Origin of the sequence: Streptomyces sp. NPDC093064, assembly GCF_044754605.1 — a bacterium.
Taxonomy (GTDB): Bacteria; Actinomycetota; Actinomycetes; order Streptomycetales; family Streptomycetaceae; genus Streptomyces.
Window position 1 is genome coordinate 37,283 of sequence record NZ_JBIVPK010000048.1, and the last position, 23,061, is coordinate 60,343.

Annotated in this window: 23 protein-coding genes and 3 pseudogenes; 16 read left to right on the forward strand and 10 right to left on the reverse strand. The window is 67.9% G+C overall.

Annotated features, from left to right (window positions below; genetic code table 11):
* Positions 1 to 126: 126 nt before the first annotated feature.
* Positions 127 to 672: an AAA family ATPase gene (locus ACIQFZ_RS35270; protein WP_376653722.1), complete on the forward strand. Its 546-nt coding sequence runs from the start codon at positions 127 to 129 to the stop codon at positions 670 to 672.
* 40 nt (positions 673 to 712) lie between these two features.
* Here ACIQFZ_RS35270 and ACIQFZ_RS35275 read toward each other — a convergent pair whose 3' ends face one another.
* Entirely contained in the window at positions 713 to 1,333 is a 621-nt protein-coding gene (locus tag ACIQFZ_RS35275) for a TetR/AcrR family transcriptional regulator (protein WP_383059549.1), read from the reverse strand.
* Between the two features lie 48 nt (positions 1,334 to 1,381).
* Between ACIQFZ_RS35275 and ACIQFZ_RS35280 the strand changes: the two genes are divergently transcribed.
* Entirely contained in the window at positions 1,382 to 1,933 is a 552-nt protein-coding gene (locus tag ACIQFZ_RS35280) for a GNAT family N-acetyltransferase (RefSeq protein WP_383059590.1), read from the forward strand.
* A gap of 303 nt (positions 1,934 to 2,236) precedes the next feature.
* Here the strand turns inward: ACIQFZ_RS35280 and ACIQFZ_RS35285 are convergent, their stop codons facing one another.
* Positions 2,237 to 2,518, reverse strand: coding sequence for a pyrimidine/purine nucleoside phosphorylase (locus tag ACIQFZ_RS35285; protein ID WP_361412911.1), 282 nt, complete (start codon positions 2,516 to 2,518; stop codon positions 2,237 to 2,239).
* 181 nt (positions 2,519 to 2,699) lie between these two features.
* Between ACIQFZ_RS35285 and ACIQFZ_RS35290 the strand changes: the two genes are divergently transcribed.
* Both ACIQFZ_RS35290 and ACIQFZ_RS35295 read left to right on the forward strand, forming a co-directional pair.
* Entirely contained in the window at positions 2,700 to 4,205 is a 1,506-nt protein-coding gene (locus ACIQFZ_RS35290; RefSeq protein WP_383059552.1) for a PucR family transcriptional regulator, read from the forward strand.
* Positions 4,206 to 4,376: 171 nt separating this feature from the next.
* Positions 4,377 to 5,696, forward strand: a complete 1,320-nt coding sequence (locus ACIQFZ_RS35295; protein WP_365774866.1) for an MFS transporter — start codon at positions 4,377 to 4,379, stop codon at positions 5,694 to 5,696.
* On the opposite strand, the gene ACIQFZ_RS35300 is transcribed toward ACIQFZ_RS35295, so the two are convergent.
* The 3 genes from ACIQFZ_RS35300 to ACIQFZ_RS35310 all read right to left on the reverse strand — a co-directional run bounded on the left by ACIQFZ_RS35300 (position 5,693) and on the right by ACIQFZ_RS35310 (position 8,217).
* Positions 5,693 to 6,160: a nuclear transport factor 2 family protein gene (locus ACIQFZ_RS35300; protein ID WP_365427986.1), complete on the reverse strand. Its 468-nt coding sequence runs from the start codon at positions 6,158 to 6,160 to the stop codon at positions 5,693 to 5,695. The genes ACIQFZ_RS35295 and ACIQFZ_RS35300 overlap by 4 nt on opposite strands.
* Before the next feature lie 266 nt (positions 6,161 to 6,426).
* Positions 6,427 to 7,326: an MBL fold metallo-hydrolase gene (locus tag ACIQFZ_RS35305; RefSeq protein WP_402693150.1), complete on the reverse strand. Its 900-nt coding sequence runs from the start codon at positions 7,324 to 7,326 to the stop codon at positions 6,427 to 6,429.
* A 102-nt stretch (positions 7,327 to 7,428) separates the two neighbouring features.
* On the reverse strand, positions 7,429 to 8,217 hold the full coding sequence (locus ACIQFZ_RS35310) for an alpha/beta fold hydrolase (RefSeq protein ID WP_402693151.1): 789 nt from the start codon (positions 8,215 to 8,217) through the stop codon (positions 7,429 to 7,431).
* A 304-nt stretch (positions 8,218 to 8,521) separates the two neighbouring features.
* On the opposite strand from ACIQFZ_RS35310, the gene ACIQFZ_RS35315 reads away from it, so the two are divergent.
* Positions 8,522 to 9,235 (forward strand): SDR family NAD(P)-dependent oxidoreductase, encoded by a 714-nt coding sequence (locus tag ACIQFZ_RS35315; RefSeq protein ID WP_402693152.1) that lies wholly within the window; start codon positions 8,522 to 8,524, stop codon positions 9,233 to 9,235.
* A gap of 44 nt (positions 9,236 to 9,279) precedes the next feature.
* On the opposite strand, the gene ACIQFZ_RS35320 is transcribed toward ACIQFZ_RS35315, so the two are convergent.
* The 4 genes and pseudogenes from ACIQFZ_RS35320 to ACIQFZ_RS35335 all read right to left on the reverse strand — a co-directional run.
* A complete protein-coding gene (locus ACIQFZ_RS35320; RefSeq protein ID WP_365774873.1) occupies positions 9,280 to 9,699 on the reverse strand; it encodes a DUF302 domain-containing protein in 420 nt (139 codons plus the stop codon).
* Between the two features lie 158 nt (positions 9,700 to 9,857).
* Positions 9,858 to 10,274, reverse strand: coding sequence for an ester cyclase (locus ACIQFZ_RS35325; RefSeq protein ID WP_402693153.1), 417 nt, complete (start codon positions 10,272 to 10,274; stop codon positions 9,858 to 9,860).
* A 222-nt stretch (positions 10,275 to 10,496) separates the two neighbouring features.
* Positions 10,497 to 11,153, reverse strand: a pseudogene (locus ACIQFZ_RS35330) (hypothetical protein).
* A 79-nt stretch (positions 11,154 to 11,232) separates the two neighbouring features.
* A pseudogene (locus tag ACIQFZ_RS35335) lies at positions 11,233 to 11,886 on the reverse strand (transposase); the annotation flags it as partial.
* 193 nt (positions 11,887 to 12,079) lie between these two features.
* Here ACIQFZ_RS35335 and ACIQFZ_RS35340 point away from each other — a divergent pair.
* The 10 genes from ACIQFZ_RS35340 (at position 12,080) to ACIQFZ_RS35385 (ending at position 21,494) form a co-directional block, all read left to right on the forward strand.
* Complete coding sequence (locus tag ACIQFZ_RS35340; protein ID WP_365428006.1) at positions 12,080 to 12,811, forward strand: NAD(P)H-binding protein; 732 nt, start codon at positions 12,080 to 12,082, stop codon at positions 12,809 to 12,811.
* Positions 12,812 to 13,304: 493 nt separating this feature from the next.
* Positions 13,305 to 13,394, forward strand: a complete 90-nt coding sequence (gene kdpF / locus ACIQFZ_RS35345) for a K(+)-transporting ATPase subunit F (RefSeq protein ID WP_365428009.1) — start codon at positions 13,305 to 13,307, stop codon at positions 13,392 to 13,394.
* Positions 13,395 to 13,431: 37 nt separating this feature from the next.
* Complete coding sequence (kdpA, locus tag ACIQFZ_RS35350; RefSeq protein WP_402693154.1) at positions 13,432 to 15,096, forward strand: potassium-transporting ATPase subunit KdpA; 1,665 nt, start codon at positions 13,432 to 13,434, stop codon at positions 15,094 to 15,096.
* Complete coding sequence (gene kdpB / locus ACIQFZ_RS35355; RefSeq protein ID WP_365774882.1) at positions 15,096 to 17,225, forward strand: potassium-transporting ATPase subunit KdpB; 2,130 nt, start codon at positions 15,096 to 15,098, stop codon at positions 17,223 to 17,225. The genes kdpA and kdpB overlap by 1 nt, the downstream gene beginning before the upstream one ends.
* 19 nt (positions 17,226 to 17,244) lie before the next feature.
* Positions 17,245 to 17,874, forward strand: coding sequence for a potassium-transporting ATPase subunit KdpC (gene kdpC, locus ACIQFZ_RS35360; RefSeq protein ID WP_365433766.1), 630 nt, complete (start codon positions 17,245 to 17,247; stop codon positions 17,872 to 17,874).
* A 124-nt stretch (positions 17,875 to 17,998) separates the two neighbouring features.
* A complete protein-coding gene (locus ACIQFZ_RS35365) occupies positions 17,999 to 18,700 on the forward strand; it encodes a response regulator (RefSeq protein ID WP_402693159.1) in 702 nt (233 codons plus the stop codon).
* Between the two features lie 20 nt (positions 18,701 to 18,720).
* On the forward strand, positions 18,721 to 19,116 hold the full coding sequence (locus ACIQFZ_RS35370) for a DUF3592 domain-containing protein (RefSeq protein ID WP_402693155.1): 396 nt from the start codon (positions 18,721 to 18,723) through the stop codon (positions 19,114 to 19,116).
* Between the two features lie 349 nt (positions 19,117 to 19,465).
* Positions 19,466 to 20,143 carry a DUF4253 domain-containing protein gene (locus ACIQFZ_RS35375; protein WP_402693156.1) on the forward strand — a complete coding sequence of 226 codons (678 nt, stop codon included), beginning with the start codon at positions 19,466 to 19,468 and terminating at the stop codon, positions 20,141 to 20,143.
* A gap of 264 nt (positions 20,144 to 20,407) precedes the next feature.
* The gene (locus tag ACIQFZ_RS35380; protein ID WP_402693157.1) at positions 20,408 to 20,941 is read left to right on the forward strand and encodes a GNAT family N-acetyltransferase; all 534 of its coding nucleotides are present in this window, start codon (positions 20,408 to 20,410) and stop codon (positions 20,939 to 20,941) included.
* 91 nt (positions 20,942 to 21,032) lie between these two features.
* Positions 21,033 to 21,494 carry a hypothetical protein gene (locus ACIQFZ_RS35385; RefSeq protein WP_365429359.1) on the forward strand — a complete coding sequence of 154 codons (462 nt, stop codon included), beginning with the start codon at positions 21,033 to 21,035 and terminating at the stop codon, positions 21,492 to 21,494.
* A 584-nt stretch (positions 21,495 to 22,078) separates the two neighbouring features.
* On the opposite strand, the gene ACIQFZ_RS35390 is transcribed toward ACIQFZ_RS35385, so the two are convergent.
* Positions 22,079 to 22,714: a TetR/AcrR family transcriptional regulator gene (locus tag ACIQFZ_RS35390; protein ID WP_365429362.1), complete on the reverse strand. Its 636-nt coding sequence runs from the start codon at positions 22,712 to 22,714 to the stop codon at positions 22,079 to 22,081.
* Positions 22,715 to 22,829: 115 nt separating this feature from the next.
* On the opposite strand from ACIQFZ_RS35390, the pseudogene ACIQFZ_RS35395 reads away from it, so the two are divergent.
* A pseudogene (locus tag ACIQFZ_RS35395) lies at positions 22,830 to 22,967 on the forward strand (alpha/beta hydrolase); the annotation flags it as partial.
* Between the last annotated feature and the right edge of the window lie 94 nt (positions 22,968 to 23,061).

Below are 23,061 nucleotides of genomic sequence, written 5' to 3' on the forward strand. Positions count from 1 at the left end.
CCGGATTCCCGCGTGAGGTGAAGCCGTCGTCGTCACTCCCTGTGATGCCTGGCACTGGTGTCGACCGTGGGTCGTCCCGGCATAGCGTGTGTGCCAGTTGACGGTGATCCAAGACGGGAGACGTGCGTGATCATCTGGGTGAACGGTGCCTTCGGGAGCGGGAAGACCACTCTGGTCGACGAGTTGCACCGGCGCTGGCCTGCTGCTTTGGTGTACGACCCCGAGCAGATCGGATACGTATTGCGTGGCATCGTCGACGTGCCGACCGGGAACTTCCAGGACTTGCGCCTGTGGCGGCGGCAGGTGGTCAGCATGGCTGTGGGGCTGCTGGAGGAGTACGAACGTCCGATCCTGGCCCCGATGACGCTGGCCAACCCGCAGTACGTTGCCGAGATCTTCGGCGCGTTGGAGGAAGCGGGGGTGGCCATCCACCACTTCTTCCTCAAGGTCCCCGCCGAAGTTCTGGCGCGACGGATCGACGCCCGGAGTGTGGCCCCGCACGATCCTGAACGTGACGAGGCTGTCCGTCAGTGGTGCAAGGCTCAGATTGAGCAGTGCGTGGCCGCAGCGGACACCTTGCCGGCGGACACGGTCTTCTTGGACGGCGAGCGCCCCTGCCGGGAACTGGCGGACGAGGTCTTGACTCGTGTTGGTGTGAGCGTGAACTCGTAGGGGCGGTTGCCCACTTGCTCGCCTGCCTCGGTCCGTGGCATCAGGATGAGGCCGCGTCGCCGTCGCCGGACGGGGGCGGGGAGGCCAACGTCGCCAGGTAGTCGTCGAGGAGCTCGATCTGGCGGTGGGGTGGGAACGCCTCGGGGTCGAAGAGTGCCTGCACCACCAGACCGAGCACGTAGGACTGGGCCCCGGCCGCGATGCGGGCCGGGTCTCCGGTGGGCAGTTCGCCCAGATGTTGGGCTGCGGCGACCAGGTCGCGCAGCTTGTCGCGGCTTCGCGCGTACTTGCGGGCGTAGTCGATGCTCAGCTCGGGGTCGGCGAGCGCGGCGTCCCAGGAGGACACCCAGATCCGGTTGCCGACAGTGGCCTCGCCGGTCAGCGGCAGGATGTCCAGCAGAGCGGCCCTCACGGCGGACATCCCTTCCCCCGCGGTACGCCGAAGACGGGAGTCGCTGCGCACTTCGAGCAGGTCGAGGGCGTATGCGACCAGGTCGCGCTTGGTGGGGAAGTAGTGGGTGAGCAGGCCGGTGGTCGCGTCGAGTTCGGCGGCGACGGCGCGCATCGTCAGTCCGCGGAAGCCGTGCGCGGCCAGCACCCGCCAGACCGCTTCGGAGACGTCGCGGCGGCGGGCCTCGTGGTCCCCCTTGGTGCGTGGCATGCTGCTACCGTACATAACCATAACGCTTGTTGTGTGAATGGGGTCACCATGTTCTCCCTCCCGCTGCGGGACAACGCCCACCTGCGTCCGCTCGAGATATGGCACGCCGAGGAGTTCGCCGCCCATATGGACCGGGCTCGCGAGCACATCCGGCCGTGGGTCGGGCCGGCGTTCGTCACCGACGATCTCGACGGCGCGCGGGCCACGTTGCGCCGGTACGCCGAACGCCAGGCGGCGGACGGCGCCCGCCTCTACGGAATCTGGCTCGACGACGTGCTGGTCGGCGGCGTGATGTTCGTGGCCTTCGACGCCGCCTGGGGTTCGTGCGAGATCGGCTGCTGGCTGGAGCCGACCGCCGAGGGCCACGGCCTGGTGACGGAGGCGTGCCGCACCTTGCTGGAGTGGGCGTTCACCTCCCGGGGGATGCATCGGGCCGAGTGGCACTGCCGAGCCGACAACGAGCGCAGTTCCGCCGTGGCCAAGCGGCTCGGCATGACACACGAGGGCGTGCGGCGCGAGTACTGGCCCTACGGCGGCACCCGTCACGACAAGGAGATGTGGGCGATCCTCGCCCCCGAATGGCGCGCCCATCGCCAGTGACCGCGAACCCCGGCGCGCACATATCGGCGGTGGCCACGGGTCACCGCCGTGGGCGCTCACTCACGCGTGGAAGCCTGGGGAACAGCGCAGGGAGCAACTGGCGATCAGCGCCTGCTGGAGGTCTCGCCGGCCGTCGACACAGGTCTGCGACCGCTTCCGTCCGCGCATTCGGGCGGAAGCGGTCCGCCGACACACAGCTCCTGCCTTTGCTCCGGACCGGGTGGGGCGGTTCCCGCTTCGGCGGTGGTGCTCGTCATCCCGTCGGTATGGCGGAGACCGCCGAGCGTGTCCGGGCAGGGGAACTCAGGTGTAGGGGCAGAGGTAGGCGACCGTGTCGGAGATGCGGACGGTGAAGGACTCATCCCCCTCGATCTGGAAGGTGTCGCCCTCGCCGAAGGTCTTCCACTCCGACGAACCGGGGAGCCTGACGTCCCAGGAGCCGCGGATGAGGATCATCCACTCGCGGGTCGGAGCCTCGAACGTCCACTCGCCCGGCTCCATGACGCCGACCGTGAACTTGCCCTGGGTATTGGCGAATTCGAGGCTACGCACCTGGCCCTCGTAGTACTCGTTCTGCTTGATCAAGTCGCTTCCCTTCCCATGCTGTGCGTCTGTCGCCGCCACCGCGGGTTCGCTGTGGCGGCGCATCCGGTTCCGACGCCTGGACGCTATGGCGGCCCGGGCTGCGGCAACCATCTCCCCGGCGTACAAGTCCGCCGGTTGAGATGGCCCCTCGGGTGATGCGGGGCCCTCGTACGATCCGGCCATGAACCACACAGCCCACCTGCTCACTGTGGCCGCTGTCGCCGGCCTTGAGGGTCTGCACCTCGCGGTCGAACACGCCGGGTCCCGGATGGACGCCGTCATCGCAGCACCCCATGCCGCCGAGCTTCCGCTCCCCGGGACATGGCTCCAGGGAGGCGAGATCGTCATGACGAGCGGAGCCCTGCTGGGCACGGAACCCGAGGCGTGGGCGGGCTACATAGGTGAACTCGCCCAACTCGGGGCGGCGGGCCTGATCCTGGGCATCGGCCCCCGCGCGCCACTGCGCGAGGTCCCGGGTTTCCTGGTCGACCTGGCCCGGGAGCACGACCTCCCGCTGCTGTCCGCGCCGGCCACGACGACCTTCCCGCACATCACCAAATCGATCATCGCCCGCCAGGTCGAAGCCGAACGCGTCACCGTTCAGGACTCCTTCGCGTTGCAGGTGCGACTGACCCGGATCGTCGCCCGCGGCGGCACCGTCGACGCGCTGCTGCAGGAGTGGCAGCGCTCGACCGGCGAGCACGCGGGAGTCTTCGACCGTGTCGGCCGGTTGCTGGGCAAGAACCCCGGACTGCCCGCCGCGGCCGCCGAGGCGATCGCCACGCGCGTGCGGGCGAACCCGCCCGCCCTGGGCCGCTGCGAAAGCGTCGCCGTCGACGGCGCACCCGCCACCATGGCGGTGTCCCCATTCGCGGGAGAGACGACCGTACGCGGGTACCTCGCCCGCTGCGACGGCGGTCTGTCCATGGCCGACCTCGCCGTACCCACCCTGCTGTCCCTGCTCGCCCTGGAGTTCGAGCGGCGCTGGTTCCTCGACGAACCAGAACGCCGCCGGCGTGCCCAACGCCTGGCGCGCCTGCTGACCCTCGACGACGACACACGGGCCCGCGCCTTCCTGCGGGGGCTGGGCATCAGCGCCTCCACCCTGTGGGGTGTGGTCGTCGAGGCGACGTCGCAGACCCATGCCGAGGTGCTCCTGGACGATCTCGCAGTCGTTCTCGGAACCCCCCTGCTCAGGGTGCACGAGGGACTCGTCGAAGGCCTCGCGACCCAGGACCCCGAACGCCTGCTTCAGGAGTACGGGGTGGACGCACCGGTGGGCGTCGGGACCGCCGTCTCCCCCGCCGGCGCCGCCCGCACCCTGCGGCAGGCCCGGGCGGCGCTGGAGACGAGCAAGCGCATCGGCTCCCTCGTGGGCTTCGTCGACGGGGCCGCCCACGAGTTCCTCCTGCGTGTCGCCGACAACGAGTACCTCACCGCCTTCGCCGACGCCGTCCTCGCACCGATCGACGCCACTGCCAACGGCGACGTCCTCCTCGAGACGCTCCACACCTGGCTGGCCGAGAACCGCTCGGTCGAAGCGTGCGCCCTCCGTCTCGGCGTGCACCGGCACACGATCAGGAACCGCGTGCACCGGCTCACCCAGATCACCGGCCGCAGCCTGGACAACGTCGACGCGCAGACGGAGTTCTGGCTGGCTCTCAAAGCGCGCGGCTTCAGGGACTGACAGCCATGTACGCCATGGACAACGCCGTCATCGAGCCGGTCCGGCAGGGCGATAGGCCACCGCGCCGTCCCTGGGAATCGTAGGGCCCCACCGCATAACCAGTAGCCCTCACCGCTTCCGGATGCCCCCTCGCCGAGCCATGCCGGGCCATTCGGAGGAAGGAGACCCCCGTTGTCCGTCCCCACCCATGTCGCAGCACCGCAGGACCAGGACCGTGCGGTCCTGCGCCGCGTCATCACCGCCAGCGGCCTTGGCACCCTCATCGAGTATTTCGACTACGCCTCCTACAGCTATCTCGCCACGACCATCGCGGCCGTCTTCTTCCCCTCCGCAGACCGATCCGTCGCCCTGCTCAGCACGTTCGCCGTATTTGGGCTCGCGTTCCTCGTCAGGCCCTTCGGCGCGCTGCTGTGGGGTGCCCTCGGGGACCGGCTCGGCCGCAAGCGCATCCTGGGGACCACCATCGTCCTGATGTCCGGGGCGACCTTCGCGATCGGCCTGGTCCCGGGCTATTCCGCCATCGGCCTCGCCGCCCCCGCGCTCCTCCTGCTGCTGCGGATCGTCCAGAGCTTCTCCGCCGCCGGCGAATACGCGGGCGCCGGAACGTTCATCGCCGAATACGCCCCGGACAGAAGGCGCGGACTGCTCACCGGTTTCGTGCCGCTCAGCTCCGGAGCGGGCTTTCTCATCGCCTCCGTCATGGCGACCGTGATGTACGCGAACCTCTCCACCACCGCCATGGAGTCGTGGGGCTGGCGGCTGCCGTTCCTCGTGGCCGGACCGCTGGGGATCGTCGGGCTCTACCTGCGGTTCCGGCTCGAGGACACCCCCGAGTTCCGCAAGCTCGCCGATCGGGAGAAGGCCGCATCCGTCGCGCCGAGACGCAGCCGGTCGTTCAAGGCCTCCCTGCCCAAAATGGGGCGCCTGCTGCTGGTGATGGCCCTCAACGCCGGCGGCTACTATCTGCTCCTCAGCTACATTCCGACCTACCTCATCGAAGAGACCGGCATGAGCGAGGCCGACTCCAACCTGGTGGTCACCATCGCGCTCACCTGCTACATCGCCATCATCCCCTGCACCGCGGCGCTGTCGGACCGGTTCGGCCGCAGAAGGATGCTCCTTGCGGCATCCGTCCTCCTGACCGTGCTCAGCTATCCGCTGATGATGGTGATGTCCCTGGGCGGAATCGCCGTCTCGACCGTGGTGCTCGTCGTCTTCCTCGCCATCTTCTCGCTCAACGACGCAGTCTTCCCGGCCTTCTTCGCCGAGACCTTCACCACCGGCTCCCGCTACCTCGGCTTCGCCCTCCCCTTCAACGTCGGCGCCGCGCTCTTCGGCGGCGTGGCACCCTACGCCGGGACATGGCTGATCTCCTGGACCGGCAGCCCCTACTCCCCCGCCTACTTCCTCATCGCGGTCGCCGTCCTCTCCCTGGCCGGCGTCGTCGCCTCCCCCACCACCGCGCAGAACCAACTCCAGACCGAGAACTAGAAACCCAGGTCGCTCAGCCCCGGGTGGTCGTCGGGGCGACGGCCAAGGGGCCAGTGGTACGTGCGTTCCTCTTCCTTGATCGGGAGGTCGTTGATACATGCCAGGCGGACCCGCATCAGGCCCTGCTCGTCGAATTCCCAGTTCTCGTTCCCGTACGAGCGGAACCAGTTGCCCGAGTCGTCGTGGCACTCGTAGGCGAAGCGTACGGCGATGCGGTTCCCCTCGAAGGCCCACAACTCCTTGATGAGCCGGTACTCCTGCTCCCTGGTCCACTTCCTGGTGAGGAAGGCGACGATCTCCTCGCGCCCGTTGACGAATTCGGCACGGTTGCGCCAGCGGCTGTCGACCGTATAGGCGAGGGCCACACGCTCGGGGTCCCGGGTGTTCCATGCGTCCTCGGCGAGGCGAACCTTCTCGATCGCACTCTCCCGGGTGAACGGGGGAACAGGGGGCTTCGAGGCCATGAATTCTCCCAGAGCGTCACGGTTTGAGGATCCGGTGTCCGCCTCCGGCTGTGCACCGGGCAAGCAGGCCAAGCAGTCGGAGGCAAGCAGGCGTTCGGCGATTCATTCCATACCGATCACCCGCGTGATCGCAACAGCGGCTCTGAGGAGGCCGGGCCGCGCATTCAGGTCATTCGGCGGGCGTTCTTGTGCTCTCAGCCGACGAGTTGCCCGCCCGGAAACAGGGGGTGGAGGGCCAAGCGCCGCGAGATTGCGGCGCAACGCCCTCACCGCCATGCCGCCCACTCCTTCACCGCGAAACGGTCGCCGACGCGTCGCACTTCGGCTGCGCCCGGCCCGGGGAAGTGCGCGGGGAACAGCAGGGCGCCCCGGTCCGCGGCCTCCCCCAGCACCCGGCGTCGGCTGATCCGTGCGCGGGGTTCGTCCTCGTCGAAGCTGGGGCAGTCGTCCGGCTCCGCGATCTGCAGTGGGCTGTGCAACAGGTCCCCGGCGAACACCGCTCGATCCGTACCCGACCGCAGCCATACGACGGAGGAGCCGGGCGTATGGCCGGGGGTGGGCTCGATACGGAGCTGGGTGTCGATGTCGTAGTGGTCGCCCTCCCACAGCACGGTCTGTCCCGCCTGGTGCACCGGAGCGACGCTGTCCTCGAAGACGTTGGCCATCTGGCGGCCGGAGCGGGTCCGGTGTCCGTTGGCCGGGTTCCAGTAGTCGAAGTCGGCACGCGAGATGACGTACTGGGCGTTGGGGAAGGTCGGTCGCCACTCTCCTTCGTCGGTCAGGCAGGTGTTCCAGCCGACGTGGTCGCTGTGGACATGGGTGCAGATCACCGTGTCCACGTCCTGCGGGCGGACGCCCGCTGCGGCCAGCTCTCCGAGGTAGTTGGTGTGCAGATGGTGGAAGGACGGCATGGCCGGGCGCTCCCGGTCGTTGCCGATGCCGGTGTCGATCAGGATCGTCCGGCCCTCGCTGCGGATGAGCCAGGTCTGGATCATCATGTGGACCTCGTCGGCGGCCGGGTCCAGGAAGGTGGGGGTGAGCCACTTCTCGTGCGCCTGCCAGTGCTCGACGGGCACATCGGGGAAGACGTAGTCGCGGGCGCGGCCCCTGGCGGGCAGCTCCAGCACACGGGTGATCTCCACGGGTCCGAGCGCGATGGTGTCCATGTCACCAGCCTGCGTGCCGCCTGGCGCGGGCGCCATCGGTCACGTGACCGCGCGCCGGAGGCCCCTGGTCACAGCCTCCGCTGCACGACGCGTGTCCGTGTTCTAGGAGGCCGCCCGCGAAGTGTGGGCGGGTTCGGCGGCCGCGGCGGCTTGGAGGACGAGGTCGGTGACCGCGTCGGGATGGGAGATCATGGCCACGTGGGAGGAGTCGATCTCCACCGTGTGAGAACCGGCGCGCCTCGCCTCGAAGCGTTCCAGATCCGGGTTGATGGTCTTGTCCTGCTTCGCGACGAGGGCCCAGGACGGAATGGACCGCCATGCTGCCGCCTTGGCCTTCTCGGAGAACGCTGCTGCCGCGGCAGGCCGTTGGGTGGCTGCCATCAACTTCGTCATGCTTTGCGGCAGGTCGGCGGCGAAGACCTCGTGGAGCTTGTCCGGCCGGATGTACAGGTCCGTTCCGCTGACGCCGCCGGCTCGGTAGGGGACCGATCTGGTGGCGGTGGCGAGTGGAGAGGGGAATCGGGCGGACAGTGCATCGCCACTCTCGCCCTTGTCGGGCATCAGCGCTGACACGTACACCAGGGACTTGACCCGTGGGTTGCCGGCTGCCGCCGAGCTGATGACGGCGCCGCCGTACGAGTGGCCCACCAGCACCATGGGGCCCTTGATGCTGTCCAGCACCGAGGCGATGTAGGTCGAGTCGTTGGACAGACTCCGCAGCGGGTTGGCGGGCGCCACGACCATATAGCCGCGGCGTTCGAGTCGCGCGATGACACCGTTCCAACTGGAGGCGTCCGCGAACGCCCCGTGCACCAGGACCACGGTGGGTTTGCCGCCGCTCGTGTCGCCGGCGGCGGCCGTCGGGACCGCCGCGGACGTGCACAGAGCCATCGCGCACCCAGCGACCATGAAAGGTGTCCGACTTGTGCGACGTATGAGGCCGAGCACCACAGATGCCGTCATGCAGGCCTTCCTTTCCATGAGGTCCCCCGCCTCCCGAGCATTGCTCCATCCGCGGCGTGAGGCCCGGCGGCAGGGGCCGACAGGGTGAGACGGGCGGAGCATCCGAGTGAGAGAACACGGTACAGGTTTGGTCGATCCGGCCTGGTCCGGCCCGTGGCCACGACGCTTCCCTGCTCGGACAGCCTGTCCACCAGCGCATGCCGACCAGAGGAAAGCAGGCGATGATCCGGTTATGAACACGCTGCAGAGGGTCGCGATCATCACCGGCGCCTCCCAAGGGATCGGCGCTGCGCTGGTCACGGCGTATCGCGAGCTTGGCTACGCTGTCGTCGCGACGTCCCGCTCCATTGGTGAGTCCGGCGATTCCGGTGTGCTGGCTGTCCCGGGCGACTTGGCCGTGCCGGGCACCGGTGCCCGTATCGTCGAGGCGGCCCTCGCGCAGTTCGGCCGAATCGACACCCTGGTCAACAACGCCGGAGTCTTCGTCGCCAAGCCGTTCACCGACTATACCGACGAGGACTACGACTTCATCGCCGGCGTGAACCTGCGCGGCTTCTTCGAAGTCTCCCGCAGCGCCGTCGCGGCGATGCTCTCCCGGGACGGCGGCGGGCACGTGGTGAACGTCTCCACCAGCCTGGTGGACCACGCCAGTTCGCAGTCGCCCTCAGCACTCGCGTCGCTGACCAAAGGCGGCGTGAATGCGGTCACCAAGGCGCTGGCGATCGAGTACGCGGCCCGCGGCATCCGGGTCAACACCGTCGCGCTCGGCGTCATCAGCACCCCGATGCACCCGCCCGAGACGCACGAGGCCCTCGCCAAGCTCCACCCGCTTGGCCGGATGGGTGAGATTGGCGATGTCGTCCAAGCGATCATCTACCTCGAGAACGCTGCGTTCGTCACCGGGGAGATCCTGCACGTCGACGGCGGTCAGAGCGCTGGGCACTGAGCCCAGGCCCTGTCGTCAGTCGACCACGGGTTGAGCACACCCTGTCATCCCTCAAGTGTTGCCCGCACCAAACCGCCGACGCCTGACAGAGGCGTCATCAGCTCCGCCGGGACCTGGTAGCGGCGTCCCAGCTCGGCCGCGTCCTGGTAGGCGACGCGTACCTGGCCGTTGCCGTCGTCCCACACCAGGACCTTGAGTGGGAGCTCGAATGCCAGGAGCGGTCGTGCCACCATCGCCGGCGTCCCGCCCTTCGGATTACCGAAGATCAGCACTTGGGTGTCATTCATCGTCAGCCCGACGCTCTGGGCCCCTTCGCTGTGATCCACCACCGAGAACAAGGTCATCCCGCCGGCCTCGAAGGCCCGCTTGAGCCGCTCTACGGTCTCGGCCACCGAAGAAGGACTGACAACGCACAAGAGCCCCGGTGCACAGGCTCCGGAGGAGCCCGCTTCATGCTTCGTCACCGCAGTCCTCCTCGTGCCGGGTTCTGCCGCCGACCTCGTTGCTCGGCCACCTCACCTGCAAAGCTCCCCGGCACGGCCGGTACTGGCCCAGTGCGAAAGGGACCGACAGCCCGCGGGCTGGTCGTTCTCGGTGTCGTCGCGAACGCCCGCTCGCGGGGTCACATCGCGGCGAGGCCGAGTTGACGCAGCATGCCGAGTTCGTCGCTGCTGCCCCAGCGTTCGACGAGCTTGCCGTCGCTGTTGAAGCGGCTGATCTGCATGCCTCGGTAGCGCACCTTCTTGCCGGTCGCCGGTTGCCCCATCAGCGGTCCCAGGTGCGTCCCGGTGATGATGTAGGCGAAGGCCAACTCATCGCCGGTAGCCACCAGATGCTCCACTTCCACGTGCACGTCGGGAAAGGCCGCTCGCAACTCGCCGAACATGGCCTTGTACCCTTCGGGCCCCGGCACCTGTCCTGGCGCGGGATCATGGTCGATCGAGTCGGGTGTGACGATCTCGTCGAGGGCGTCGAGGTTGCCGGTGATGACAGCCTCTGCGAAGGCAGTCTGTGCGGCGATGTTTGCCTGCTGGGACATACGTGCTCCTCCGGCGCGGCCGGCGACCAGCTTGTCCGTCGGCTGCGAAGTCCACACACCTAAGCGGTATTGGGACCGTACACCAGCCATACGCCCCCAGCATGTCCAGTGCCGTGACCGCATAGGTTCGCCGGGTTGCCGGTTGGGACGGGTGGCCCGGTGCGCTCTCGCCTCGATTGGGGCACGATCATCAGCCTGGCCGCGGCTGAAGCCGATCCGCTCCTATGACCGCGGTGTGCTGTCCGAGCGCCACGTGGTGAGACGAGGGTGCCCCGGCAGTTCGGCGCGGCCGGTGGCCCACAACAGGGTGAGCCAGGGATCCGCACCGCCCGGAGCCTCTGGAAACAGACGGGCGAGCACCCGCGAGCAGAGAGCGGAGGGCGGGGTCCAGGCAAGCCCGAAGCCTTCCGCCACATCGTGCATGTGCACCAGCGTTTCCTGCACCCCCAACGCCGCGAAGCCTCCGGGGTCCGACACCCCGGCGGCATGGTGGGCGCGGACCCGGGGCGGCGTCGTACGCACCATGGCGACCAGCAGCGCGCCGCACGCCTCCAGCACTTGCACCAGGCCGGCCGGACCTGCAGCACGGTCCGCGTAGACGAAGACCATGGGTCCATCTGGCCTCTTCTGGCTCAACGCGAAAGGCACATGGGTGTCCTGCGGCGGGCTCTGCGGCCCCAGCTGCACGGCGTAGTAGAACAGGTCGTTGGCGAGGTGCTCGACGGTCTCCCAGCAGTCCTACTCCAGCGAACCGGCCTTTCCGCCCCACCCCTCCGGGGGTGCGTCCCGAAGGATGCCCACGGCGAGCCGCACGGCAAGGTCGACGTCGTCCGCGGTAACGGGAGACAAGACTGATCCAGTTTCGACTGACAGAGACATGGCAGCACCGTATCGCGAGGGAAGAGGGCAACCCCTTCCAGCCAGTGCGCTGTCCGTGAGGGTGCGCCGGTTGGGGTGATCAGGCTGCTTGGGTGCGGGGGCGGCCCCAGCGGATGCCCTTCTCGCTGCGGATGCGGGCACGTTCCTTGCGCTGGGCGGCAAGGACATCGGGGTGGCGGGCGTTGGCGTTGCGCCAGCGCAGATAGGCGTGGAGGGCCGAGGTCTGCGCGGGGTGGCTGCGATGGTTGGAGTTGGCCAGGGTGAACTGCCGCAGCGGGCCGAAGTGGGCCTCGATCGGGTTGGCCCAGCAGGCATAGGTTGGGGTGAAGCACAGCTTGACCTTGTGCTTCTTCGCCCAGCGGCGGATGTTAGCGCCGGTGTGGGCGGAGAGGTTGTCCAGGATGATGTAGATCGGGGCGCCGTCGGGCCGGGCGGCGCGGATCGACTTCAGCGCGGCCAGGGTGTTTGCGGTGCCTTTGCGGCAACGGTTGACGCCCCACAGATGGTCGTCGCCGACGGAGTAGCAGCCGTGGAAGTAGGTGACGCCGTGGGTGCGGCGGTAGGTGGCCGGCAGACGTTCGGGCTTGCCCTGCTTCGCCCAGCAGGAGCCTGCGGTGGGCCTGATGCCCAGGGGCCCGAACTCGTCGAAGGCGAAGACCCGGTCCGGGAAGTGCTCCAGGACGTGCTCGATACGGTCGAGCTTGGCCTCGCGCTCGGGGTCGGGTGACTCCTTCCCACACCGCCGGGCCTCTCGCCATCCCACCGGCCACCCGACATGGTGCGGGCGGCATGCGCGGCGCTCGGCGCCGTAGCAACCTGGAGGTATGGCCGTGATCCGTCCGCGATCACGCGCCCGTGGTTGGCGGCGTGGGTCGGGTCACTGTGCAGGGTGACGCCCCGCGCTGGTGCGCGACGAAAGGTGACCCATGAAGTGCGCAGTGATCGGCGGTACCGGCCTGATCGGGTCGCAGGTCGTGAAGAAGCTCAACGCGGCGGGGCATGAAGCCGTGCCTCTCTCGCTCTCCACGGGCGTGGACGTGATCACCGGCCAGGGCCTGGAGGAAGCGGTGGCCGGCGCCGACGTCGTCATCAACCTGACGAACTCGCCGACCTTCGACGAGGCTGCCCTGACGTTCTTCCAGACCTCCATGGACAACATCCTGGCCGCCAGTCACAAGGGCGGGGTCGGGCACGTCGTCATCCTCTCGATCGTGGGCACCGACCAGGTGCCCGACCTCGTTTACTACCGGGCCAAGACCCTGCAGGAGAACATCCTCAAGGCCGGGCCGATCCCCTACTCGATCGTCCGCGCCACCCAGTTCATGGAGTTCATCGACGCCGTCCTGTCCTCGACCACCGAGGGCGACACCGTCCGCCTGCCCAGCACCCCGATCCAGCCGATCGCCGCCCAGGACGTCTCGGACACCGTCGCCGAGGTCGCCGCCGGCTCCCCTTTGAACAGCACCCGCAACATCGCCGGGCCCGACGTCTTCTCGCTCGACGAACTCGGCCGGATCACTCTGAACACCCACCCCGACGGCCGTACGGTCGTCACCGATGACACCGCGGGCATGTTCGCCGCCGTCCACGGTGACGTCATCACTGCCAAGGGCGACGCCCGTATCGCCCCCACCCACTACAGCGACTGGCTCTCCTGAACCACCCCGGCCAGCGGGGGGGACGGACCTGGTGAGGTTGATGACCGCGCTCAAGGCCACCGTGCGCAGCGCCCGGGTCCCCTCACGTCCCGGGCCGTGGCCTGACCTTCCTCTTGAGCGCGCGCATCGGCACGCTGCACGATGCGCGCTGGGTCCCGGCCTGATACGCCGATGGTGTCCCTCAGGGAGGCTGAGGCTGAAAACACTGAACCGGCTGCTGGCGCGAGTCAAGACTTCGTCAAAGTGATACCTGACGGCGTCAGGACCCTGCTAAGGGGGGTTCGCCGGAGGGATAGCACTGAGGTTCTCTGGAGGGAGCCGGTTTCCGCCGACACCGCCCATGGCCTGTACGCCCTGCATCGTCACGCCGCGGCCGAGCGGTCCCTTCCCGTCGTCGCTACGGGGTGTCGCACATGTCGGATCTTGGATTCATCGTTCTCGCCATCGCCGTGTTCGCTCTGATTGGCCTGGTCGCCAAGGGAGTGAACCGACTGTGAGCGTGGAGAACGTCGTCGGCTTGATCGTTGCCGTCTGCCTGGTGATCTATCTGGTCCTGTGCCTGATCTTCCCCGAGAAGTTCTAGCTACGTCCCACACGGCAGGTAGCTGGAGAGGTTCTCCATGAACGCCACGCTCGCGGGCTGGCTGCAGATCATCGCCCTGGTCGGTGCGCTGGCCCTGACCTTTCGCCCGCTCGGCGACTACATGGCGCATGTCCTGACCTCCCCCCGTCACTGGCGGGCGGAGCGCCTGGTCTACCGGGTCGGCGGCGTGCACGCGGACGCCGAGCAGACGTGGCCTGGCTATTTGCGCAGCGTGCTGGCGTTCTCCTTGGTCTCGGTGCTGTTCCTCTACGGTTTCCTGCGGCTGCAGAACCATCTGCTGCTCTCCCTCGGCATGAAGCCGGTCAGCACCGACCAGTCCTTCAACACCGCCGCCTCCTTCGTCACCAACACCAACTGGCAGTCCTACTCCGGCGAGTCGACCATGGGCCATCTGGTGCAGATGGCGGGCCTGGCGGTGCAGAACTTCGTGTCGGCGGCGGTAGGGATCGCCGTGGTCGCCGCCCTGATCCGCGGGTTCACCCGCAAGAAGACCGACCGGGTCGGCAACTTCTGGCAGGAGCTCACCAGGATCGTGCTGCGGGTACTGCTGCCGATCTCGTTGGTCATGGCGATCGTGCTGGTCGCCGCAGGCACGATCGAGAACTTCCACGGCATCCAGTCGATCACCACCATCGCCGGGGAGCACCAGTCCATCCCCGGCGGCCCGGTCGCCTCTCAGGAGGTCATCAAGGAACTCGGTACCAACGGCGGCGGGTTCTACAACGCCAACTCCGCCCACCCCTTCGAGAACCCCAACCCGTTCACCAACTGGCTGGAGATCTACCTGCTGCTGATGATCGGCTTCGCTCTGCCGCGGACCTTCGGGAGGATGGTCGGCGACAACCGTCAGGGCTACGCGATCGTCGCTGTGATGGCGCTGATCTGGGCCGCGTCGGTGGCCATCGTCACCGCCAACGAACTGCACAACGTCAGCAGTTCGGCCGGGCACGCGGCAGGCGGCATGATGGAGGGCAAGGAGCAGCGGTTCGGGATCTGGGCTTCGGCGTTGTTCGCCGTGTCCACCACCCTGACGTCCTGCGGTGCGGTCAACTCCTTCCACGACTCGTACACGCCGGGCGGTGGCGGCATGACGATCTTCAACATGATGCTCGGCGAGATCGCTCCCGGCGGCACCGGATCCGGCCTGTACGGGATCTTGATCCTGGCCATCGTGGCGGTCTTCGTCGCCGGGCTCATGGTCGGCCGCACACCCGAGTACCTGGGCAAGAAGCTGCGCGGCCGGGAGATGAAGTATGCCTCGCTGTACATCCTCACCACCCCGGCGATCGTGCTGGTCGGCACCGGGATCGCGATGGCCCTGCCGGGTGAGCGGGCGGCGATGCGCAACCATGGTCCGCACGGCTTCTCCGAAGTGCTCTATGCCTTCACCTCGGCTGCCAACAACAACGGCTCCGCATTCGCCGGGCTGAGCGTCAACACCGTCTGGTACAACACCGCGCTCGGGCTTGCGATGATCCTGGGCCGCTTCCTGCCGATGGTGTTCGTGTTGGCGCTGGCCGGATCGCTTGCCCAGCAGCAGCCGGTGCCGACCACGGCGGGCACGCTGCCGACTCACCGGCCGCAGTTCGTCGGCCTGCTGTCCGCCGTGATCCTCATCGTCGTCGGCCTCACCTACTTGCCCGCGCTCGCGCTGGGGCCGCTCGCGGAAGGGTTGCACTGATGCCCACCACCTTGGAAGCCGCGGCACCGACGGGCCCGTCGGCGACTGATCGGCATCGGGTCTCCGCGGGATTGCTGGACCCCAAGCTGCTCCTCGTCTCCACCCCCGACGCGCTGCGCAAGCTCGACCCGCGCCTGATGGTCAAGAACCCCGTGATGTTCGTGGTCGAGGTCGGCGCAGTGCTGACCACCCTTTCCGCGATCAAGAACCCGAGCGTCTTCGCCTGGGTGATCACCGTTTGGCTCTGGCTGACCGTGGTGTTCGCCAACCTTTCGGAGGCGGTGGCGGAAGGGCGCGGCAAGGCGCAGGCGGAGACACTGCGCCGGGCGAAGAGGGACACCATCGCCCGCCGTGTCATCCGTGCCCGGCAGCCTGGCGCACCTGAGGTCACCGAGGGGGTGCCGGGGACCGAACTGCGGCTCGGCGATCTGGTCGTGGTCGAGGCCGGTGAGATCATCCCCGGTGACGGCGATGTGGTCGAGGGCATTGCGAGCGTGGACGAGTCCGCGATCACGGGTGAGTCGGCTCCGGTGATCCGTGAATCGGGTGGTGACCGCTCGGCCGTGACGGGCGGGACGAAGGTGCTGTCCGACCGGATCGTGGTGCGGATCACCTCGAAACCCGGTGAGACCTTCGTCGACCGCATGATCGCGCTGGTGGAGGGCGCGGCCCGGCAGAAGACACCGAACGAGATCGCGCTCAACATCGTGCTGGCCTCGCTGACCATCATCTTCATGATTGCCGTGGTAACCCTGCAGCCGTTCGCCATCTTCGCCGGCGCCGAGCAGTCCATCGTCATCCTGGTGGCGCTGGTTGTCGCGTTGATCCCGACCACGATCGGCGCGCTGCTCTCCGCGATCGGCATCGCGGGCATGGACCGGCTGGTGCAGCGCAATGTGCTGGCCATGTCCGGACGTGCCGTGGAGGCCGCGGGCGACGTCAACACCCTGCTGCTGGACAAGACCGGCACGATCACCTTGGGCAACCGGCAGGCCGCCGAGTTCCTGCCGGTCAGCGGCGTCGACCTCGAAGCGCTCGCGGACGCCGCCCAGTTGTCCTCGATCGCCGACGAAACACCCGAGGGCCGCTCGATCGTGGTACTCGCCAAGGAACGTCACGCACTGCGTGCACGGACCGAAGGTGAGCTGGAGCACGCCGAGTTCGTCGCGTTCACCGCGCAGACCCGGATGTCGGGGGTGGACCTCAACGGCGCGCTGGACAACCGCTCGCTGCGCAAGGGCGCGGCCACCGCGGTCATGCGCTGGGTCCGCGACCACGGCGGCCACCCCACCGATGAGGTCGGCCCGCTGGTCGACGGCATTTCCGCCAGCGGCGGCACGCCGCTGGTCGTCGGCGAGGTGGTGCGGCAGGCAGGTGTCGAGAGCGCCCGGATTCTCGGTGTCATCCACCTCAAGGACGTGGTCAAGCGCGGCATGCGCGAGCGCTTCGACGAGCTGCGCCGCATGGGCATCCGCACCGTGATGATCACCGGTGACAACCCGCTGACCGCCGCCGCGATCACAGCAGAAGCAGGCATCGACGACTTCCTCGCCGAGGCCACGCCCGAGGACAAGATGGCGCTGATCAAGCGGGAGCAGGCCGGCGGCAAGTTGGTCGCGATGACCGGCGACGGCACCAACGACGCCCCGGCCCTGGCGCAGGCGGATGTCGGGGTGGCGATGAACACCGGCACTTCGGCCGCCAAGGAGGCCGGCAACATGGTCGACCTCGACTCCAACCCGACCAAGCTCATCGAGATCGTCGAGATCGGCAAGCAGCTCCTCATCACCCGGGGTGCGTTGACCACCTTCTCCATCGCCAACGACATCGCCAAGTACTTCGCGATCATCCCTGCGATGTTCGCCAGCGTCTACCCGGGGCTGCACCATCTCAACATCATGGGCCTGCACAGCCCGACCTCGGCGATCTCGTCCGCGATCATCTTCAACGCGTTGATCATCGTCGCGTTGATCCCGCTGGCCCTGCGCGGCGTCCGCTACCGGCCCTCCTCAGCGGCTGCGCTACTCAGTCGCAACATCTGGATCTACGGCCTTGGCGGCCTGGTGCTGCCGTTCCTCGGCATCAAAGTCATCGACCTGATCATCCAGTTCGTCCCCGGACTGCACTGACCGACAAGGAGGACGGCCCATGCCTGGCTCTGCCACCCGTGTGATCCGCCACCACCTGGCGGCGTTGCGCATGCTGCTGGTGTTCACCGTGATCACGGGCTTCGTGTATCCGCTGGTCGTCACAGGCATTGCCCAGGGCGTCTTTCCGCACCAGGCCAACGGATCAATGATCAAGGACAACGGACGTCCGGTCGCCTCCGCCCTCATCGGCCAGAACTTCAACCTCCCGCTACGCAAAGGCCAGACCACGCCGGCACCCGACCCCAAGTGGTTCCAGCCCCGTCCGTCAGCGGCGGGAAAGGCCGGCTATGACCCGACCAGCTCCGGTGCCTCCAACCTCGGCCCCAACAACGCCACGTTGATCAAAGCCGTCGCCCAACGCCGTGCCGCGGTAGCCGCGTTCGACGGCGTCCCACCGAACAGCGTTCCCGCCGACGCGGTCACCGCCTCCGGCTCCGGACTCGACCCGGACATCTCGCCCGCGTACGCCTACGAGCAGGTGAACCGGGTGGCGAAAGCCCGTGGGCTGGACCGGGCCGCGGTCCGCAATCTCGTCGCGGGGCACGTAAGCGGTCGCCCGCTGGGCTTCCTGGGCCAGGAAAGCGTCAACGTCGTCCAGCTCAACCACGCTCTGGCCGCCGTGAAGTAACGATGAACACACACCGCTACACCCTGCGTCACGCCGTCCTGTCCCCCGAGCTCCCCCTCGCCCGACCAGGCCGCGTGACGCCTGGCGAAAGGGGACGTCCAGCGCAAGGAGGTGAGCGGACATGATGCGACGCGTGCTGATCGTGGACGGCGAGCCGCAGCTGCTGCGCGCGCTGGAAGTCAGTCTCGCCACGCAGAGCTACGCTGTCGCCACCGCGTCCGACGGGACCAGCGCCCTGAGCCTGGCCTCCCGCATGCCGCCGGACGCGGTCATCATCGAGCTCGAACTGCCGGACGTCGCCGGCACCGACGTCATCACCGGGCTGTGGGCCTGGTCGTCTGTACCGGTCATCGCGCTGTCGGCCCGTGCCGAGCCCGCTGATGTCGTTCAGGTGCTGGACGCGGGTGCCGACGACTGCGTGACCAAGCCGTTCGCCATGGAGGAGTTGCTGGCCCGGTTGCGTGCCGTGCTGCGTCGCTCGGCCTGCTCCGGCGGACCTCGGACGGTCACTGTCGGCGTATACGCCATCGACCTGACCGCCTGTACGGTGGTGGGCGATTCGGGCCGGGGCAAGCCCGTTCGCATCTCCCCCACGGAATGGCGGCTGCTCGCCACGCTGCTGCGCAATCCGGGACGGCTGGTCACCGGCCATCAACTGCTGCGCGACATCTGGGGGCCGGGCCACGACGAGCACTCCAACTACCTGCGCATCTACATCTCGGCGCTGCGCCACAAACTCGAGCCCGACCCGGCCCATCCGCGCTACCTCATCACCGAGCCCGGCATCGGCTACCGCTTCGAGCCCAGCGGAGGCAAGGCGCGGTGAGCGTGGGAGACACGGTCGTCATGGCGTTGTTCGCCGCCTGCGGCGGTGGCGCGATGGTGCTCGCCGGAATCACCAGCCTGCGCCAGACCCGCAGGATCGAGCGGACCGGCCTCCGGACCTGGGCACTGGTGAAGCGCAGCCCGGGATGGCGTGATGACGATCCCTCGCCGGCGCGCCCGCTGCTTCAGTTCACCACGGAGGACGACCGAGTCGTGGAGATCGTCAGCCCCGTACCGGCGACGCGGCGGCGCCCGTTGCACGACGGCGACACATTGCTGATCATCTACGATCCGGCCAACCCGGACGCCATTCTCGTCCACAACCGGGAACGGCGCTTGCTGGACTACGGGTTCATCGCCGCCGGAACGCTCGTGGCGCTGCTGGCACTGGTGCTGGTCAGCCGCATGGCGCCGTAGTCCGTGCTCACAAGTCCCGCCCAGACCCTGGCAGCTCTCGCGCTCTTGACGCCCTCGGTGGTCTGCCCCGTGGCGGCGGCCTGGTCCACAGCCGCAATTCCGTGAATCCACAGGTAAGCCACTGGCTGCGGGAGCGATCCTTCCGGGGGTCGCCCCAGCCATGGTGGTTTCTCGAGTGGCGACACCGGCAACCCGGGGCCGTATGGGGCGCGTGCGGCCGAAGGGAGCCGACGTCTATCGTCCGGGCATGGATTTCGACTTGCCAGAGGGACTTCCCCCGGGGCGGTTCGTCTCATCGGGGTCGGCGCGCGTCTGGGTTGCGGACGAGCTGCCGTGTGACGTTGACGGGGTGTGGCGGCCCCTGCTGTCCGGGCAGGAAGACACCGGGCTCGTTCCACTGCTGGGCGGGGCGTTCCTCGGCCGTCCGACAGACCTGGCAGAGATATCCGCTGTCCGTCTGGAGGATGTCCTGGCCTCCGACTTCGCCGAGTACCGGCGCAGCCGTCTGCCCTGGTGGACGGACCCGACGCCGGCGCCGGTGCCCGAGGGCATCGCGCCGTGGCCGCACGATCCGGGCCCACCCTTCGAGACCTGGCCGGGTCTGGCACCGGCGACGCCGGTCACGGACGCTGATCCCTCCCCGGCGGACGCCGCAGCGCGCACGATCGGCCACCTCATAGCTATAAACCCGTACGAGTTGGCGGGATGCAGCCTCGTGCTGGTCCCCGCTCAGCACAGCGCCGATATCCCGGCACTTCTCGGCTGGGATACGGACGCTTCGCTGCCGCTGGTGTGCGCGCTGCTGCGCAGTTGGGAGGAGCGGTTCGGCGCTCGAGTGGTGGGAATGGGAGGCAGATTGTTCGTCTCGGTTGCTCGCCCGCCGACGACCGCGGCGCACGCCGACCTTCTTGCCCTGGAGCATGCCCTGTCGACCGCTGACAACATCGTGGACGACCCGCCGACACCCTTCCCCGAATACGCAGCGAGCCTGCCGCAACGGACGCACTGGTCGTTCTGGTGGGACTGAATCGCCTGCGCCAGGTGCTGGACGAATGTCCCCGCAGTCAGCGGCTGACCTGCGGATTCACGAATCTGCGGCAAGCTGCCGCCGAATCGGTCTCACCTCGCGACCGCGCTGCCGACGTGGCACGTCGTCTACCCGGCCGTCAGCCCGATGTTTCACCCGTCACGGTGTTTGCTGCAGGCGGCTTGACGCCTTGTGGTTCCGCAGCGGCAGCGCAGATGAGCGCCGGATTACCGATGAGGCCCTTGCCTTCGGCAGGATGGGCGCATGACCGATATCCGCACACCCCGTCTCCTCCTCCGTAGCTGGCACGACGACGACCTCGCGCCGATGGCGGACATCAACGCGGACCCACGGGTCATGCGCTGGATCGACGACGGCACGGTACGCGACCTGGCCCACACGGCCGAGGACATCGAACGGTGGGAGGAGGAGTGGGACGAGGAGGGCTTCGGACTCTTCGCCGTCGAGCTGCTGGCCTCGGGCGAACTGATCGGCTTCACGGGACTGTCCGTGCCCGAGTTCCTGCCGGAGGTGATGCCCGCCGTGGCGATCAGCTGGCGGATCGGCTCACAGTTCTGGGGCCAGGGATACGCCTCCGAAGCCGCCCACGCCACACTGGAGTTCGCTCTCCAGGACCGCGGCCTGGACCGCGTCATCAGCATCAACCGGGTGGGTGACAACGCCTCCGAGAACGTCATCCGCAAGCTCGGCATGGCGCCCGAGCGGGAGACGGCCCACCCGGTGTACGGCTACCCGCTGCGCGTTCACGCCATCGACCTCACCGAGTTCCAGGCATGAACCGGCCGAGCGGTCGATCACCACAAAGCAGCCGACCACTGTTCCTACGTCCCCGAGCGCATTGATCGCGACGGTACGGAGGAGAGCTGGCGTGCCCAACAGGCCGCGGCTGGAGGAAGCCATCGATATCCTGCGTGCCGAGTTGGCGGCTGGGCGATCGACGACGACCGAGTTGACCACTGAAGCTGCATGGCTGGCCTTCATGCGATTCGGGCGGCAGCGCTTTGACACAGCAGCCATACCCGACTCCGACGGCTTGCTCTTCCAATACGGCACGTACGCCTTCAGCGGGCGACCGATGTTCACGGTGGACCTCACGCGACAGTTCGACATCAGCGATGTCGACGGTGAGCATGACCACTACGTGCAGGTCCACTGCGAACTGCGCTATGAGCCCGAACCCGCCCTGGACGCCCTGGGGCGCTTCGACTCGTGGTTCTTTCATGACACCGATGCGGACCTCGGCCAGTGGTTCACCACGATGGAGAGGCATCTCGAACTGCTGCTTGAACGCGCGCCCTTTGAGATTGACGTGCACGAGGAGCCGGTATAGGCCGTGCCGAAGGACCGGACATGGCGGGTGAGGACGTCGATTTCGGGGCCGCGCCGAGGACGGCAGCCAGCCGGGTACAACGCGATCTGGCTCGCAGGGATGCGGTAAAAGGCGTCGGAGGTGGTGCCGACGTACCGCTCGCGCCGGGCCGACCCGAACGCGGTGAGGATGCCCCACAGCGGCCGGACACCGACGATCGAGCCGTCAATAGTCAGGATGTAGCGGACCTCGATGGGGCCATGTGGTCGATGTAGATGTGGTCATCGATCGAGTAGTGCTCAGGCGGCGCCCACAGGGCGCCCGTGTCCGGGTCGCATTTCAGAGTCGAGGTCTGGGTGGCGTCGCAGTTCCAGTGATCCGCCCACGTGTCGGAACCAGCAATCGGATACGCGACCGGCGGAGCGCCCGCACTGCCGTCGCCCTTCAGACCACAGCCGAGGCGCTCCCTAGACCATGCAAAACAGGGAGCCCCGATTAGTCACAGCGCTGATCGGTCTCACCTCCTCATATGTGCAGTGGTGCACGGCGGCGTCGAAGCTGTCACAAGGGGCGCGGCCGGTGCAGCGGGCTTGGGGGCTCGGACCTCACTCGCGCGTCCCCGTCCCCGCGTCGGTGAGGCTTCCTTGGAAGATCCGGTCCAGGTGGTGGTTCAGGACTGTGGCGGCGGACTCCGGGCTGCGCTGGCCGACGAGGATGCTGGTGCCGAGTCCTGCGGACATGGCGAGCAGGCTGACGGCTTCCAACTGCGCGTCGACACCGGGCTGAGTGAGATCACTCGCCTCTGCCTGCCGGAGGAGTTCGGCCAGGGCGCTCTCGGCGGCATCAGGGTTCTTGATGAAGGGCTGGTCGGCGAGCGCTCGGTCCGTGACGGACAGCACGGCGTACGAGGTGTAGACGAGGTGGAAGGTGCGACTCTCCTCGTCGGTCGGCAATGCTGCCATCAGCATCGCCTCGATCAGCGCGCGCGGTCCCGGATCGCGGCCGGCGGCCCGGACCTGGGTGGTGGCCCGTTCCCCGAACCTCTCGGCCAGATGCTGCAGCCCGTAGAGCAGCAGCTTCTCCTTGGTCTCGAAGTAGTACTGCACCAGCCGCAGCGACACGCCCGCTTCCGCTGCCACATCGCGCATGCCCACGGCATGCAGCCCGCGTCGCACCGCCACCCGAAGGAGCGCCTCCGCGATCTCGGTACGCCGCTCTGCGTGGTCCACGCGCTTGGGCATCGACCGCTCCTCCGCTTGTTGTCTCCCATGGTCGGCTCTCAGCCTTGATGATACAGACGTATCAACAACGTGATACGTTCGTACCACAAAGATTCCGCACCCGGAGGTGGCCGCCGTGTCCCAGACCGCGACCCATAACCAGGCCGATGTAGGCCGCTTCGTAAGCGATGCCTGGCGAGACAGGTACTTCGCGGCCTGCGACGCGGTCCATGCACTGGGAGCGCCCGCTCACGCAGAGACGGACGTGGAGACGGGGCTTCACCCTTGATCGTGGACACCGGTTGTTATGCGGTGGTGGCCAGCGTAGTTGATCGCTGTTCGTAAGTGATCGGGCTGATCTGGCCGAG

Coding starts and splice junctions, on each gene's coding strand:
- ACIQFZ_RS35365 (WP_402693159.1), top strand. CDS start 17,999: ATGCGACGCGTGCTGATCGTGGACGGCGAGCCGCAGCTGCTGCGCGCG.
- ACIQFZ_RS35325 (WP_402693153.1), bottom strand. CDS start 10,274: ATGTCCCAGCAGGCAAACATCGCCGCACAGACTGCCTTCGCAGAGGCT.
- ACIQFZ_RS35275 (WP_383059549.1), bottom strand. CDS start 1,333: ATGCCACGCACCAAGGGGGACCACGAGGCCCGCCGCCGCGACGTCTCC.
- ACIQFZ_RS35370 (WP_402693155.1), top strand. CDS start 18,721: ATGGCGTTGTTCGCCGCCTGCGGCGGTGGCGCGATGGTGCTCGCCGGA.
- ACIQFZ_RS35300 (WP_365427986.1), bottom strand. CDS start 6,160: ATGGCCTCGAAGCCCCCTGTTCCCCCGTTCACCCGGGAGAGTGCGATC.
- ACIQFZ_RS35290 (WP_383059552.1), top strand. CDS start 2,700: ATGAACCACACAGCCCACCTGCTCACTGTGGCCGCTGTCGCCGGCCTT.
- ACIQFZ_RS35340 (WP_365428006.1), top strand. CDS start 12,080: ATGAAGTGCGCAGTGATCGGCGGTACCGGCCTGATCGGGTCGCAGGTC.
- kdpC (WP_365433766.1), top strand. CDS start 17,245: ATGCCTGGCTCTGCCACCCGTGTGATCCGCCACCACCTGGCGGCGTTG.
- ACIQFZ_RS35390 (WP_365429362.1), bottom strand. CDS start 22,714: ATGCCCAAGCGCGTGGACCACGCAGAGCGGCGTACCGAGATCGCGGAG.
- ACIQFZ_RS35280 (WP_383059590.1), top strand. CDS start 1,382: ATGTTCTCCCTCCCGCTGCGGGACAACGCCCACCTGCGTCCGCTCGAG.
- kdpA (WP_402693154.1), top strand. CDS start 13,432: ATGAACGCCACGCTCGCGGGCTGGCTGCAGATCATCGCCCTGGTCGGT.
- ACIQFZ_RS35305 (WP_402693150.1), bottom strand. CDS start 7,326: ATGGACACCATCGCGCTCGGACCCGTGGAGATCACCCGTGTGCTGGAG.
- ACIQFZ_RS35315 (WP_402693152.1), top strand. CDS start 8,522: ATGAACACGCTGCAGAGGGTCGCGATCATCACCGGCGCCTCCCAAGGG.
- ACIQFZ_RS35380 (WP_402693157.1), top strand. CDS start 20,408: ATGACCGATATCCGCACACCCCGTCTCCTCCTCCGTAGCTGGCACGAC.
- ACIQFZ_RS35310 (WP_402693151.1), bottom strand. CDS start 8,217: ATGGCTCTGTGCACGTCCGCGGCGGTCCCGACGGCCGCCGCCGGCGAC.
- kdpB (WP_365774882.1), top strand. CDS start 15,096: ATGCCCACCACCTTGGAAGCCGCGGCACCGACGGGCCCGTCGGCGACT.